At 61.8% G+C, this 12,743-nt stretch carries 14 protein-coding genes (1 of these 14 running past the window's edge); 9 read left to right on the top strand and 5 right to left on the bottom strand.

Going from position 1 to position 12,743, the window contains the following annotated elements; translation table 11 throughout:
• The 3 genes from hrpB to J5274_RS03690 all read left to right on the top strand — a co-directional run.
• Positions 1 to 1,986, top strand: partial view of an ATP-dependent helicase HrpB gene (gene hrpB / locus J5274_RS03700; protein WP_142828630.1) — the 3' portion only. The gene continues 480 nt to the left of window position 1, outside the view; the window shows 1,986 of its 2,466 coding nt (coding positions 481-2,466); its start codon lies beyond the left edge, outside the window; the stop codon is at positions 1,984 to 1,986.
• Positions 1,987 to 2,014: 28 nt separating this feature from the next.
• Entirely contained in the window at positions 2,015 to 3,325 is a 1,311-nt protein-coding gene (locus J5274_RS03695; protein ID WP_219274759.1) for an ActS/PrrB/RegB family redox-sensitive histidine kinase, read from the top strand.
• An 84-nt stretch (positions 3,326 to 3,409) separates the two neighbouring features.
• Positions 3,410 to 3,991, top strand: a complete 582-nt coding sequence (locus J5274_RS03690; protein ID WP_142828634.1) for an ActR/PrrA/RegA family redox response regulator transcription factor — start codon at positions 3,410 to 3,412, stop codon at positions 3,989 to 3,991.
• A gap of 4 nt (positions 3,992 to 3,995) precedes the next feature.
• Here the strand turns inward: J5274_RS03690 and J5274_RS03685 are convergent, their stop codons facing one another.
• Complete coding sequence (locus J5274_RS03685) at positions 3,996 to 4,484, bottom strand: MmcB family DNA repair protein (protein ID WP_142828636.1); 489 nt, start codon at positions 4,482 to 4,484, stop codon at positions 3,996 to 3,998.
• A gap of 174 nt (positions 4,485 to 4,658) precedes the next feature.
• On the opposite strand from J5274_RS03685, the gene J5274_RS03680 reads away from it, so the two are divergent.
• Entirely contained in the window at positions 4,659 to 5,333 is a 675-nt protein-coding gene (locus J5274_RS03680) for a L,D-transpeptidase (protein WP_142828638.1), read from the top strand.
• 193 nt (positions 5,334 to 5,526) lie between these two features.
• Here the strand turns inward: J5274_RS03680 and J5274_RS03675 are convergent, their stop codons facing one another.
• The 4 genes from J5274_RS03675 to hslV form a co-directional block, all read right to left on the bottom strand.
• Positions 5,527 to 6,480 (bottom strand): DUF1402 family protein, encoded by a 954-nt coding sequence (locus tag J5274_RS03675; protein WP_142828640.1) that lies wholly within the window; start codon positions 6,478 to 6,480, stop codon positions 5,527 to 5,529.
• A gap of 294 nt (positions 6,481 to 6,774) precedes the next feature.
• Positions 6,775 to 7,143, bottom strand: coding sequence for a hypothetical protein (locus J5274_RS03670; RefSeq protein WP_142828642.1), 369 nt, complete (start codon positions 7,141 to 7,143; stop codon positions 6,775 to 6,777).
• A 161-nt stretch (positions 7,144 to 7,304) separates the two neighbouring features.
• Complete coding sequence (gene hslU, locus J5274_RS03665; protein WP_142828644.1) at positions 7,305 to 8,612, bottom strand: ATP-dependent protease ATPase subunit HslU; 1,308 nt, start codon at positions 8,610 to 8,612, stop codon at positions 7,305 to 7,307.
• 46 nt (positions 8,613 to 8,658) lie between these two features.
• Entirely contained in the window at positions 8,659 to 9,189 is a 531-nt protein-coding gene (hslV, locus tag J5274_RS03660) for an ATP-dependent protease subunit HslV (protein WP_142828645.1), read from the bottom strand.
• A 211-nt stretch (positions 9,190 to 9,400) separates the two neighbouring features.
• On the opposite strand from hslV, the gene hisB reads away from it, so the two are divergent.
• The 5 genes from hisB to hisF are packed head-to-tail and all read left to right on the top strand — an operon-like array spanning position 9,401 to position 12,732.
• Positions 9,401 to 10,009, top strand: coding sequence for an imidazoleglycerol-phosphate dehydratase HisB (hisB, locus tag J5274_RS03655; protein WP_142828809.1), 609 nt, complete (start codon positions 9,401 to 9,403; stop codon positions 10,007 to 10,009).
• Positions 10,010 to 10,035: 26 nt separating this feature from the next.
• Complete coding sequence (locus tag J5274_RS03650; RefSeq protein ID WP_142828647.1) at positions 10,036 to 10,515, top strand: DUF2628 domain-containing protein; 480 nt, start codon at positions 10,036 to 10,038, stop codon at positions 10,513 to 10,515.
• A gap of 3 nt (positions 10,516 to 10,518) precedes the next feature.
• The gene (gene hisH, locus J5274_RS03645; protein WP_142828649.1) at positions 10,519 to 11,169 is read left to right on the top strand and encodes an imidazole glycerol phosphate synthase subunit HisH; all 651 of its coding nucleotides are present in this window, start codon (positions 10,519 to 10,521) and stop codon (positions 11,167 to 11,169) included.
• Between the two features lie 28 nt (positions 11,170 to 11,197).
• Entirely contained in the window at positions 11,198 to 11,947 is a 750-nt protein-coding gene (gene hisA, locus J5274_RS03640) for a 1-(5-phosphoribosyl)-5-[(5-phosphoribosylamino)methylideneamino]imidazole-4-carboxamide isomerase (protein WP_142828651.1), read from the top strand.
• Entirely contained in the window at positions 11,944 to 12,732 is a 789-nt protein-coding gene (hisF, locus tag J5274_RS03635) for an imidazole glycerol phosphate synthase subunit HisF (protein WP_219274758.1), read from the top strand. Before hisA ends, hisF begins: the two co-directional genes overlap by 4 nt.
• The last annotated feature ends 11 nt before the right edge of the window (positions 12,733 to 12,743 follow it).

Raw genomic sequence — 12,743 nt, 5'->3', positions numbered from 1 at the left:
ATGTCGGCAACGCTCGATATTGAGAGGGTTGCACAGCTGCTCGGCCAGCCGCCGGTGATCGAGAGCATGGGACGCAGCTTTCCGATTGATGTGCGCTACCGCGACAGGCCTGCCGGCGAGCGGATCGAGGACAGTGTCACTGCCGCCATCGTTGCTGCCCACCGGGATGAAAAGGGTTCGATCCTTGCCTTCCTGCCAGGCCAGGCGGAAATCACCCGCACCGCCGAGCGGCTGGAAGGACGGTTCGGGCCGGAGACGCTGATAGCGCCGCTGTTCGGGAACCTCAGCCAGAAGGAGCAGGACGCGGCGATCCGCCCGACTGCGGCGGGGATGCGCAAGATCGTGCTGGCGACCTCGATCGCCGAAACGTCGATTACCATCGACGGCGTGCGCGTTGTGATCGACAGCGGCCTGCAGCGGCTGGGCGTCTTCGAGCCGGCGACCGGCATCACCCGGCTGGAAACGGTGCGGGTGTCTCGCGCCTCGGCAGACCAGCGAGCGGGACGTGCCGGACGGACGGAGCCGGGTATTGCAATCCGGCTCTGGCATCCCGGCCAGACGGCGGCGCTGCCGGCGTTTACACCGCCGCAGATACTCTCCAGCGATCTTTCAAGTCTGGCGCTCGACCTTGCCCACTGGGGCGTCGAGGATCCCGGCAGTCTCGCCTTCGTCGATCAGCCGCCGGCCGGGACGCTTTTCGAGGCGCGGAGCTTGCTCAGGCAACTGGGAGGGCTCGATCACGCTAACGGGCTTACCGCACGCGGCCGGACGATGCGGGCGATGGCACTTCCACCCCGCCTGGCGGCGATGGTGATCTCAGCCGCCGGAAACGGCCAGGCACGCGAGGCGGCGATGCTGGCCGTGCTTTTGACCGAACAGGGGTTGGGAGGGCAAAGCATCGACCTGGAGGAACGGCTGCGGCGGTTTCGGGGTGAAAAAAGCGAGCGGGCCGAGGCGGCGCGACGACTGGTGGCAAGACTGGTGGCAACTGCCGGGGGCAGCAAAGGCGGCGGCGAACCGGTGATGGCCGGAACGCTGCTGCTGCACGCCTTTCCCGATCGTATCGCCCTGCAGCGGGGCGGTCGCGGCCGGTTCGTCATGGCCAATGGCCGTGGTGCCGAGCTGCCGGAGACGGAGCGGCTGTCGGGTGCAACGATGCTTGTCGTCGCGGACCTTACCGGTCGTGCCGCGCAGGGCCGGATTCTCAGTGCTGCCGAGATTACGCGCGGCGATGTCGAAGCCGAGCTGCCGGATAGCATCGTCACCGAAGATCAATGCCTGTTCGACAAGACGAGCCGGCAGGTCCGGGCCCGGCGGGTGACGCGGCTCGGGGCCATTGTCCTCGATGAGACGCCCCTGCCGCGTCCCTCCGCGCGCGAGGTAGCTGCGGCGCTGGCAGAGGGTATCCGCGAACTCGGGCTTGGCGTGCTCACCTTCTCCAAGGAAGCCGCCCAGCTGCGCGACCGGATCGGCTTTCTGCACCGAACGATCGGGGAGCCCTGGCCAGACATGAGCGACGAGGCCCTGCTCATCCGGCTCGCCGATTGGTTCGTACCGTATCAGGGCGACGCACGGGGGCTATCCGATATTTCCACCGGCGGACTATCGAACGGGCTGATGTCGTTGCTGCCGCATGATTTACAACGGGAACTCGGCCGGATGGCACCGACGCATTTCGAGGCGCCGACGGGGCAGCGCCACCCTATCCATTACGATGGGACGGAGCCGCTGCTGACCATCCGGGTTCAGGAGCTGTTCGGGCTTCGCCAGCATCCCTCCATCGGCGGCGGACGTTTGCCGCTGGTGCTGGAATTGACCTCGCCGGCGCACCGGCCGATCCAGACGACGCGCGATCTGCCGGGCTTCTGGGCCGGAACCTGGAAGGACGTGCGCGCCGACATGCGCGGTCGCTATCCTCGCCACCCCTGGCCCGAGGATCCGGCAGCCGCCGCGCCGACCACCCGCGTGAAGCCGCGCGGCACTTGAGTGCATCCGCCGTGAAGGAGTGAGCAGCATGATTGCCGAAAATGACAGCCTCTTGCCGGGCAATCACCACACCAGCCGGCGCGTGCGGCTGCAGACGCTGGTCCGCCTGCGCTGGCTTGCCGTCGGTGGCCAGGCCGCGACGGTGGCCATTGTCGCCTTCTGGCTGCAGTTTCCACTACCCTTGCTGCCCTGCTGCGTGCTGATCGCCTGCCTTGCCTGGATCAACCTGTTCCTGACGTTGCGCTATCCGCCGACGCGCCGGCTGGATGCGCCGGCCACCTTCGCCCTTCTGGGGCTGGATCTGCTGCAGCTGTGCGGCCTGCTGTTCATCACCGGCGGCCTTGCCAATCCGTTTTCGATCCTGGTGTGCGTGCCCGTCATCATCTCCTTCGCTTCCCAGCCCATCCGCTACAGCATGACGCTGATCCTTGCGGCGATGGTGGCGATCACGTCTCTTGCGTTTTCGCCTTTCCCGCTCCCTTGGTATGCCGGGGGCATCGTCGCCATCAACCAGGTCATGCAACTCGGCGTCTGGTGCTCCATCGCATCGACAATGGCCTTCGCCGCCTTCTATGCCTATCGCGTCTCCATGGAGGCGAGCCAGCTGGCCGATGCGCTGGCGGCGACCGAGCTGGTGCTGCAGCGGGAGAAGCACCTTTCGCAGCTGGACGGACTGGCGGCGGCAGCGGCTCACGAGCTCGGAACGCCACTGGCGACGATCAGCATCGTTGCCAAGGAGATGGAGCGGGAACTCGGCCACGACGAGCGTTACCGGGAGGACGTGGCGCTGCTTCGCAGCCAGAGCGAGAGGTGCCGCGACATCCTGCGGCGGATTACGACGCTGTCGGCGGAGAACGAGGCGCATATGCGCTATCTGACGCTATCATCGATGATGGAGGAAATTCTCGCCCCGCATCGCGAATTCGGAATCAAGCTGACGCTGGTCGAGGAGACCGCCAGGGCCGGCGAACCGGTGCTCAACCGGAATGCCGGGATCATGTACGGGCTCGGCAACCTGGTGGAAAATGCTGTCGACTATGCCCGCGAGATGGTGACTGTCACGGTGGCGTTCGATGCCGAAACTCTGGCGATCACCATTGAAGACGACGGGGTCGGCTATGCGCCCGATATCTTGACCCGCATCGGTGAGCCCTATGTAACGACACGGCAGCGTGACGATGCCGCAGGCGGTCTCGGGCTTGGCTTGTTTATTGCAAAGACACTGCTGGAGCGCTCCGGCGCAACCCTGACATTTGGAAACCGCGAGGCGGAGACTTCAGGGGCACGGATCCGCATCGAATGGCCTCGTGTCTTGATAGACAGCAATTCGACAAACTGAGCCGACGGGCTTATGACCAGTGCTCACGACGCTATATATATACACGCAGGATATATGCAGGCGGAAAACCGCCGGGATCACGGAATGACAGATCTAGACCACGACATCGAGACACTTGCCTCCAGCGACGGTGATATCGGCCCGGATCCGAGCCTGCTGATCGTCGACGACGACGGCCCGTTTCTGAGGCGGCTCGCCCGGGCTATGGAAGCACGCGGCTTTCTCGTCGAAACGGCCGACAGCGTTGCGGAAGGCGTGACGAAATCGAAGGCCCACCCGCCGAAATATGCGGTCATCGACCTGCGGCTGGGCGACGGTAACGGCCTCGACGTCATCGAAGCCATTCGGCAGCGCCGCGGCGACACCCGAGTGATCGTCCTAACCGGCTACGGCAACATCGCTACCGCCGTCACCGCCGTGAAGCTTGGTGCGGTGGACTATCTCTCCAAGCCGGCTGACGCCGACGATGTTTATGCAGCGCTGACGCAGAGGCCAGGCGGAAAGGCCGACGTGCCGGAAAACCCGATGTCAGCCGACCGGGTGCGCTGGGAACACATCCAGCGGGTCTACGAGATGTGCGAGCGCAACGTTTCGGAGACGGCGCGGCGTCTCAATATGCATCGGCGTACGCTACAGCGGATCCTGGCCAAGCGGGCGCCTAAATAGCGGGCTATTCGATCGGAAGCGGTTTGCCGATTGCCCATTCTGCCGCGAGCAGTCGTTGAGCGGCGACGCGCGAGAAATTGAGCGTGACGGCGCGGCGGGTGGTTGGCGGCAACCTGTGCTCAGGCGCCTCACGCACCATGTGGGCGCCGTAGCCGTCGGACAGGATCAGGCCGCATTCTTGCGGAAAGATATCGAGCGGCACGTCCTTGTGCGTGGCAAAGAACAGGCGGTCGCATTGCAGCCGGTAGTCCGGCCATTTCCGATCGACGCGAAAGTCCTCCACGGACGACTTGATCTCGATGATCCAGATCTCGCCCTTTTCGCTGAGGCTGATGAGATCGGCCCGCCTGCCGCCGGCGAGCGTCAACTCCGGCAGGACTGCATGCCTCATCTCGTGGAGCAGGCGCTGGGCGCCCTTGCGCACCAGCATCGCCCGCTCGGACTGGCGACCATCTATTAACGGATTGTTATTGTATAGGCTGAGAATCGTCATGATTTAACCAGTCTAGACCAAGTTTTGTTGCAAAAAAACCATGGGTTCCCAAATCGCGGCTCACACGATTATTTGTGCGACGCGTTTGCTTGCAATGCGGTGATATCGAAAATAAACCTTCCCAGAGATGGTTGGCAAAACCCTGAATTCCGGACACAAAATCGAGAGACCCCCATGCGCTTCAGCAATGCAATGACTGTATTGGGCCTTGTCGCGGCGTTTGCCGCGGCCGGCTATTCTTCCACAGCGATGGCTGCGCCGATTACCGCGCCTAGCTCTTCGGTCGAAACGCTGAAGACGTTTGACGGCGACTACGGGGTCACCCAGGATTCTGGCTTCTCGCTTCCTGCTATCCCGATCCAGAAGGTCAAGCCGGAGTTCCGCCGCCAGATCATCAGCTATCAGACAACGGAATCGCCGGGCACGATCATCGTTAACACCCGCGAACGTCATCTCTATTACATCCTGCCGGATGGCCAGGCCATGCGCTACGGCATCAGCGTCGGCAAGGCTGGCTTTGCCTGGTCGGGCAACGCCTACGTTGCCTGGAAGCAGGAATGGCCAAATTGGCACCCGCCGAAGGAAATGGCAGAGCGCCGGCCGGAAATCGCCAAGTTTGTTGAAGGCGGCATGAATCCAGGCCTCGAAAACCCGCTCGGCGCCCGTGCAATGTATCTCTACAACGACAAGGGCCAGGACACCTTGTTCCGCCTGCACGGAACGCCGGAATGGGCATCCATCGGTACGGCAGCATCTTCGGGCTGCATTCGCCTGATCAACCAGGACGTCATCGATCTCTACAGCCGCGTCCTCCCGGGCCATACGACCAAAGTCGTCGTCATCCAGTAGATTTCACATCTCATCGACATCAGCGGCTGCCGGATAACTTCCGGCAGCCTTTTTTATTGGTATGGATCGGGTCGCGGGGGCAGTATGACTGTTCCCTTTTCGCAGCCAGTGTCACTGGCCTCGCAAAGATCGACGCTCAGGGAAAAACGCCGCTGGCTCAACTCGCTGATTTGCGTGCGGGGTCGCGCAGAGATTAAAGCAGCGACTTCAGATCATCCAGCTTGTCGTTGATCAGCCAGCCGTAATAATTCTCTTCAGGCCAGACAGGCTGGCTGGCGCCCCTGTTGCGCGCGGCAAGGGCCGTGGCGCGCTGACGGGAATTTCCTACATTATAGAGGGTGGCGGTGAGGCCCGGGTTGCCGGAAATATCCATGCCGGCGATCGAGCGGTAGTCGTCTATCGAGCGGCGGGCAGCGGCGGCAACGAAGGCGAGCGAGATATCCGGATCCATGATGGCGTGATAGACATCGCCGGCCTTGCGCTCGTCGAGCTTCGGGATGCCTGATGTTCGCGACACCATGTCAGACAGCATCAGTGCCGTCAGTGGATTGATCTGGCCGAGGCCAAAGGTCTGGCCAGCGTAGAAGGGCTGGAAGAATACGGCGCTGAAGCGATTGTTGGGAAAAGATTTTCCGTCGACGGTTTTTCCCTTGAAGGCGTCGTTCCAGACATCCTCGCGGCATGTCCAGAGGCTGTAGGAATCGCTTTTTCCGTTGCACTTGGCAAACTGTGGACGGGCGACGAAATCATCGACGTTCTCGCCATTGTAGGCGAACTTGAAGCTTTCGCCGGCGTAGGAAGCAGCCTTGACGTAGTAGGACTGCAGACCATCATAGGCATCGACATTATAGGTATGCTCGCCGACGAGTGCCCCGACAACATGGATGGGATCGATGCCATAAGCGCGCGACACGGCCTTGATCTTCGACATCAGCTTTGTATCGGTTGCCAGCAACTGGCGGACCTTCTGGTACTTGCGATCGAAACTGGAATTGGTGCCCTTGGTGCGGCGAACCGAGGCGCCTGGAATGTCCGGCTGCTCGGCATTGCGGTTGCCGGGCGGTACAGTGAGGATGCCGGCAGCCTTGGCAGGGATAGCGCCAAGGCTCAGGACAGCAACCAGAAGGGAAATGAGAATGCGTCGCACGATTGGCTGCCCCGTCGAAGGTTCATCGGTCTTTCCGGAGGCGTGGATCACAATCTTGGCCGAATAATGCCGACCCGACGCTGAAGCCCCAAGGAAACTGACCATCACCTAAAAAGTTAACGGCCCGGTGTCGAGGGGTCATGGTTGGAAAAGCCAGGAATAACGTCAGGGTGACTGCGGACGCCGAAAGTCTGTCAAACAGAAAGGACGCGACCTGCAGCATGTCAGGTCGCGTCCCTCGTTTATTACAAACTGGATATCGATGCGTCTGTGCGGCGCTGCGAAAGCGCGACCTTAGTTGCAGACGCGGATCTGTTCCCGGTGCCAGCCGTCGTCATACTGGTTCTGAACCGGGCGATCCTCGAACCAGCAGCGGGGCTGCGGCGGAGGTGGGGGCGGCGGTGCGTAACCATAACCACCGTCGTTGCCATTGGCCAAAGCGCCGCCGATCAGGCCGCCAAGTACGCCGGCGGCGATGCCACCGGCAATGATGCCGCCATTGTTATTGTGGTGATGGCGCCGCTGCGGGGGTGGCGGGCCACGGTCCCAGCCATCGTCCTGCGGAGGACGGCGGTATTGGGCTTCGGCAGTGCTTGCGGTGCTAAGCGCGCCTCCGGCGACCGACGCCAGGATCAGCATTGATAGAACGGTCTTCTTAAACATTGCCACCTCCACGAAGGCTCGGGAACTGGGCCTGAACCCAACGAATCTAAGCCAACTCATAGTGACTAATATATTTCATTTAGCTTAATGGCCGATGAATGCCGCGTTCATCGTGGGACCCCGATCCCGACACAAGGAGGGGACCGAGGGCAGCGCTGGCGCTAAAGGATGTAACGCGACAGATCGGTGTTGGCGGCGAGATCGCCGACGTGTTTCTGAACATAGGCCGCGTCGATAGTGAGCGACGCACCGCCGCGATCAGGTGCATTGTAGGAGATGTCGTCCAGCACGCGCTCCATCACAGTCTGGAGGCGACGGGCACCGATATTCTCGACCGAAGAGTTCAGGTGTACAGCGACATCCGCCAACGCGTCGAGCGCGTCATCGGTGAAATCGAGTGAGAAGCCTTCGGTGTCCATCAGCGCCTTGTACTGGCGGATGAGGCTTGCCTCCGTCTCGGTCAGGATGCGGCGCATGTCGTCTTTGCTGAGCGGCTTAAGCTCGACGCGGATCGGCAAGCGACCCTGGAGTTCGGGCAGCAGGTCCGATGGTTTGGAGACATGGAAGGCGCCCGATGCGATAAACAGGATATGGTCCGTTTTCACAGGTCCATACTTCGTCGATACGGTGGTGCCTTCTACCAGCGGCAGCAGATCGCGCTGGACGCCTTCGCGGGACACCCCCGCGCCGATGCCGCCCTCACGGGTAGCGATCTTGTCGATCTCGTCGAGGAAAACGATACCGTCGTTCTCGGCCGAGCGTACCGCTTCTCGCTGGACAACTTCATTATCGACCAGCTTGTCAGATTCATCCCGTATAAGATCGGCGTAGGAAGCCTTGACCGTGGTGCGGACCTTCTTGGTCTTGTTGCCCATGGCCTTGCCGAACATTTCAGACAGGTTGAGAACGCCGATATTGGCGCCGGGCATGCCGGGAATTTCGAAACCCGAACCGGCGGAAGCAGTATCGGCGATTTCGATGTCGATTTCCTTGTCGTCGAGTTCACCGTCCCGCAGCTTCTTGCGGAAGCTTTCGCGGGTGGCCGGCGAAGCAGTGGCGCCGACGAGAGCGTCGAGCACACGTTCCTCGGCGCTCATGTGGGCCTTCGATTCCACCTCGGCACGCATCTTCTCGCGCACCAGGCCGATGCCGACCTCGACGAGGTCACGGATGATCTGCTCGACGTCGCGGCCAACATAGCCGACTTCGGTGAACTTCGTGGCTTCCACCTTGATGAAGGGCGCACCGGCAAGCTTGGCGAGGCGACGGGAGATTTCCGTCTTGCCGACACCAGTCGGTCCGATCATCAGGATGTTCTTCGGCATGACTTCATCGCGCAGGTCGGGCTCCAGCTGCTGGCGACGCCAGCGATTGCGGAGCGCGATTGCGACGGCGCGCTTGGCCTCATGCTGGCCAATAATGTAACGGTCGAGTTCGGAGACGATCTCGCGGGGGGAGAAATTGTTCATTGTACTGCTTTCCCATCGGGGGCTGGAAACGATCAGGAGAGAAAACTCAGGCGTCGGAATTGATCGATTCGATGACAATGCTGTGGTTGGTGTAGACGCAGATGTCGGCGGCGATATCGAGCGCGCGGCGGGCGATCTCCTCGGCCGACTTGTCCGTGTCCATCAGCGCGCGAGCGGCGGCAAACGCATAGTTGCCACCGGAGCCGATAGCGACGGTGCCATGTTCCGGCTCCAGTACGTCGCCGTTGCCGGTCAGCGCCAGGGTGGTGGTCTTGTCGGCGACCAGCATCATCGCTTCGAGATTGCGCAGGTACTTGTCTGTCCGCCAATCCTTGGCAAGTTCGACGGCAGCGCGCATCAGCTGGCCCGGATATTGTTCGAGCTTCTTCTCCAGGCGGTCCAGCAGCGTGAAGGCATCGGCTGTGGCGCCGGCAAAACCGGCGATGACCTCGCCGTCCTTGCCGATGCGACGGACCTTGCGAGCGTTGCCTTTCATTATGGTCTGGCCGAGGCTGACCTGTCCGTCGCCTGCCATGACCACCTGGTTGCCCTTCCGGACGGTAATAATCGTTGTCATAAAGCACCTGTCTGCCCGATGATCGGGCGGTTTCAGTGGGCCGCGCATCGGCCCTGTTGAAGCCTATGTAAGTGGGCTTCCGGCGATTGCAAATATCACTCTTTTCGGTTCCGGTTCGCCTCACGCGGCAAAGGCGCGCCCGTCGTGCGGGAACTTCTGGATATTTTCGCATGTGGCTGATATGGACGGCCATTATCCGATGGAGCAGGCCATGGCAGACACCGCAGCCAACCGCACGGCGAGTATTTCCCGCGCGACCAACGAGACCTCGGTTTCGGTTACCGTCAACCTCGACGGCACCGGCGCTTCGAAAATCTCGACAGGCGTCGGGTTCTTCGACCATATGCTCGACCAGCTATCGCGCCATTCGCTAATCGACATGGAAATCGAGACCAAAGGCGATCTCCACGTCGACGATCATCATGCTGTCGAGGACACCGGTATTGCCATCGGCCAGGCGATCTCCAAGGCGCTGGGCGACCGGCGGGGCATCACCCGCTACGCCTCGATCGATCTTGCCATGGACGAGACGATGACCAAGGCCGCCGTCGATCTCTCCGGCCGACCCTTCCTCGTCTGGAACGTGCAGTTCAGTGCGCCGAAGATCGGAAGCTTCGACACAGAACTAGTGCGCGAGTTTTTCCAGGCACTGGCACAGAACGCCGGCATCACGTTGCATATTCTCAACCACTATGGCGCCAACAACCATCATATCGCTGAAACCTGCTTCAAGGCCGTGGCCCGTGCATTGCGGACGGCCACCGAGATTGATCCCCGCCAGGCGGGTCGCGTGCCATCGACCAAGGGCACCCTCGCCTGAACCGGAATTTTTAGCGGAGCGCCCCGATGGCGAGTTTTATAGTTCTGACACCCGAGAGCGGACCGGGCAGAGATCACGAGAAAACGCGCTTCGTACGCGATGGCTTTTCGCTGACCGCGTTCTTCTTTCCCGGCATCTGGCTGTTCTGCCATCGTTTCTGGCTGCTCGGGATAGGCGCCTTGCTTCTGCAGGGCATCGGGATGGAATTGATGCGGACGCCCGCTCTCTGGGCTGCCGGAGTGTCGCTGCTGCTTGCGGTCAGTGTCCTCTCTGCAGTTGAAGGGCGAATGCTGTTTGCCAGCCGCCTTTTGGCCAAAGGCTTCGTTGCCGGTGGCCTGGTGTCGGCGCGCAATCTCGCCGAGGCCGAAGATATCTATTTCAGTGGCCTTTCGGAGGAAGTGCCGGAGGATATCCGCGCTGCACGCTGGGATATTCGAGAAAACTCTGCAGGCAACCCCCACAAGGGTGCTGCCCTCGGCCTCATCGGCTACGACGGAGGACGCTGAGCAATGCGCGTTGTCATTATCGACTACGGCTCGGGCAACCTGCGCTCCGCCACTAAGGCCTTCGAGCGCGCTGCCCGAGAAATTGGCATCGACGCTGAGATCGAGCTGACCGACAAGGCCGAGCGCGTCGCCTCTGCCGACAGGATCGTGCTGCCGGGCGTTGGCGCTTACGCCGATTGCCGCCGCGGGCTTGGCGCCGTGGACGGCATGTCCGAGGCGCTGACGGAAGCCGTCGAACATAGGGCTCGGCCTTTCTTCGGCATTTGCGTCGGCATGCAGCTGATGTCGTCGCGCGGGCTGGAGAAGACCACCACGCAAGGTCTCGGCTGGATCAAGGGCGACGTCGTGGAAATGACGCCATCCGATCCATCGCTGAAAATCCCGCAGATCGGCTGGAACACGCTCGACCTGCGTCGTCCGCATGCGCTGTTCGACGGCATAAAGACGGGGCAGGACGGCCTGCATGCCTATTTCGTGCATTCCTACCACCTGGCAGCGACTGACGACGGTGACATCATCGCCACCACGAACTACGGCGGCGCGATGACGGCTTTCGTCGGGCGGGACAATATGGTGGGGGCCCAGTTCCACCCTGAGAAGAGCCAGACGCTCGGCCTTACCCTGATTTCCAATTTCCTGCGCTGGCAGCCCTGATGGCGCGCGCCCTGAACGGACCGACACGATGATCCTTTTTCCCGCCATCGACCTCAAGGACGGCCAGTGCGTGCGGCTGAAGCTCGGCGACATGGACCAGGCAACTGTCTATAATCCGGACCCGGCAGCACAGGCAAAGACCTTCCAGGACCAGGGTTTCGAGTGGTTGCACGTGGTCGATCTCAACGGTGCGTTTGCAGGCAAGAGCGTCAACGGCGACGCTGTCGATGCCATTCTCAAAGCGACCAGTAATCCGGTGCAACTCGGCGGCGGCATCCGGACGCTGGACCATATCGAAAGCTGGCTTTCGCGCGGTCTCGCCCGCGTCATTCTTGGAACCGTTGCAGTGCGCGATCCGGCGCTGGTCATCGAAGCTTGCCGCAAGTTTCCGGGCCAAGTCGCGGTCGGCATCGACGCCAAGGGTGGCAAGGTAGCTGTCGAGGGCTGGGCCGAAGCCTCGGAACTCGGCGTCATAGACCTCGCCCGGAAATTTGAAGGCGCTGGCGTCGCCGCGATCATCTACACGGACATCGACCGCGACGGCATTCTCGCCGGCATCAACTGGCCATCGACACTAGAACTGGCCGGGGCAGTTTCCATCCCCGTGATTGCCTCCGGCGGCCTGGCGTCGATCGACGACATCCGGCGCATGCTGCAACCGGACGCAGCCAAGCTCGAAGGCGCGATTTCCGGCCGAGCGCTTTACGATGGACGGATAGATCCGACCGAAGCGCTCAGGCTGATCAAGGATGCTCGCACCACGGAGGTGGCACTTTGACCCTCAAGGCGCGCATCATCCCATGCCTCGACGTCAAAGACGGACGCGTCGTCAAGGGTGTCAATTTCGTCGACCTAATCGATGCCGGCGATCCCGTCGAAGCCGCCAAGGCCTATGACGCGGCCGGTGCCGACGAACTTTGCTTTCTCGATATCACCGCCTCTTCCGACGGTCGCGATACCATTTTCGATGTTGTGGCTCAGACGGCAGAGCATTGCTTCATGCCGCTCACCGTCGGCGGCGGTGTCCGCGTCGTCTCCGATATTCGCCGGCTACTACTGGCGGGTGCCGACAAGGTGGCGATCAACTCCGCCGCCGTTGCAAATCCGGATTTCGTCGCGCAAGCCGCAGACAAATTCGGCAACCAGTGCATCGTCGTCTCGATCGATGCCAAGCGTCGCCGCAGCCAGGGCGTCGGCCAGGATAATGTGAGCGCCTGGGAGATCTATACCCATGGTGGGCGCAATGCGACAGGCATCGATGCGGTTGAATTTGCTGCGCGCATGGTGGAACGCGGCGCCGGCGAACTGCTGGTAACGTCTATGGATCGGGACGGCACGAAGAGTGGCTACGATCTGGAGTTGACGCGGGCGATTGCCGATGCCGTGCGCGTGCCGGTCATTGCATCCGGCGGCGTCGGCACGCTGGACGACCTTGTTGCCGGCGTCACAGAAGGTCACGCCACTGCCGTTCTGGCAGCATCGATTTTTCACTTCGGCACCTATTCGATCGGCGAGGCAAAGCGCTATATGTCGAAGCATGGCATAGCCATGCGGCTCGACTGACCGGGGGAAAC

It is taken from the genome of Rhizobium sp. L51/94 (genome assembly GCF_019355555.1).
Classification (GTDB): domain Bacteria; phylum Pseudomonadota; class Alphaproteobacteria; order Rhizobiales; family Rhizobiaceae; genus Rhizobium; species Rhizobium rhododendri.
The sequence above is the reverse complement of the archived record's forward strand: the minus strand, read 5'-3'. Positions and strand labels throughout refer to the sequence as shown.

Coding starts and splice junctions, on each gene's coding strand:
- J5274_RS03695 (WP_219274759.1), top strand. CDS start 2,015: ATGATTGCCGAAAATGACAGCCTCTTGCCGGGCAATCACCACACCAGC.
- J5274_RS03690 (WP_142828634.1), top strand. CDS start 3,410: ATGACAGATCTAGACCACGACATCGAGACACTTGCCTCCAGCGACGGT.
- J5274_RS03685 (WP_142828636.1), bottom strand. CDS start 4,484: ATGACGATTCTCAGCCTATACAATAACAATCCGTTAATAGATGGTCGC.
- J5274_RS03680 (WP_142828638.1), top strand. CDS start 4,659: ATGCGCTTCAGCAATGCAATGACTGTATTGGGCCTTGTCGCGGCGTTT.
- J5274_RS03670 (WP_142828642.1), bottom strand. CDS start 7,143: ATGTTTAAGAAGACCGTTCTATCAATGCTGATCCTGGCGTCGGTCGCC.
- hslU (WP_142828644.1), bottom strand. CDS start 8,612: ATGAACAATTTCTCCCCCCGCGAGATCGTCTCCGAACTCGACCGTTAC.
- hslV (WP_142828645.1), bottom strand. CDS start 9,189: ATGACAACGATTATTACCGTCCGGAAGGGCAACCAGGTGGTCATGGCA.
- hisB (WP_142828809.1), top strand. CDS start 9,401: ATGGCAGACACCGCAGCCAACCGCACGGCGAGTATTTCCCGCGCGACC.
- J5274_RS03650 (WP_142828647.1), top strand. CDS start 10,036: ATGGCGAGTTTTATAGTTCTGACACCCGAGAGCGGACCGGGCAGAGAT.
- hisH (WP_142828649.1), top strand. CDS start 10,519: ATGCGCGTTGTCATTATCGACTACGGCTCGGGCAACCTGCGCTCCGCC.
- hisA (WP_142828651.1), top strand. CDS start 11,198: ATGATCCTTTTTCCCGCCATCGACCTCAAGGACGGCCAGTGCGTGCGG.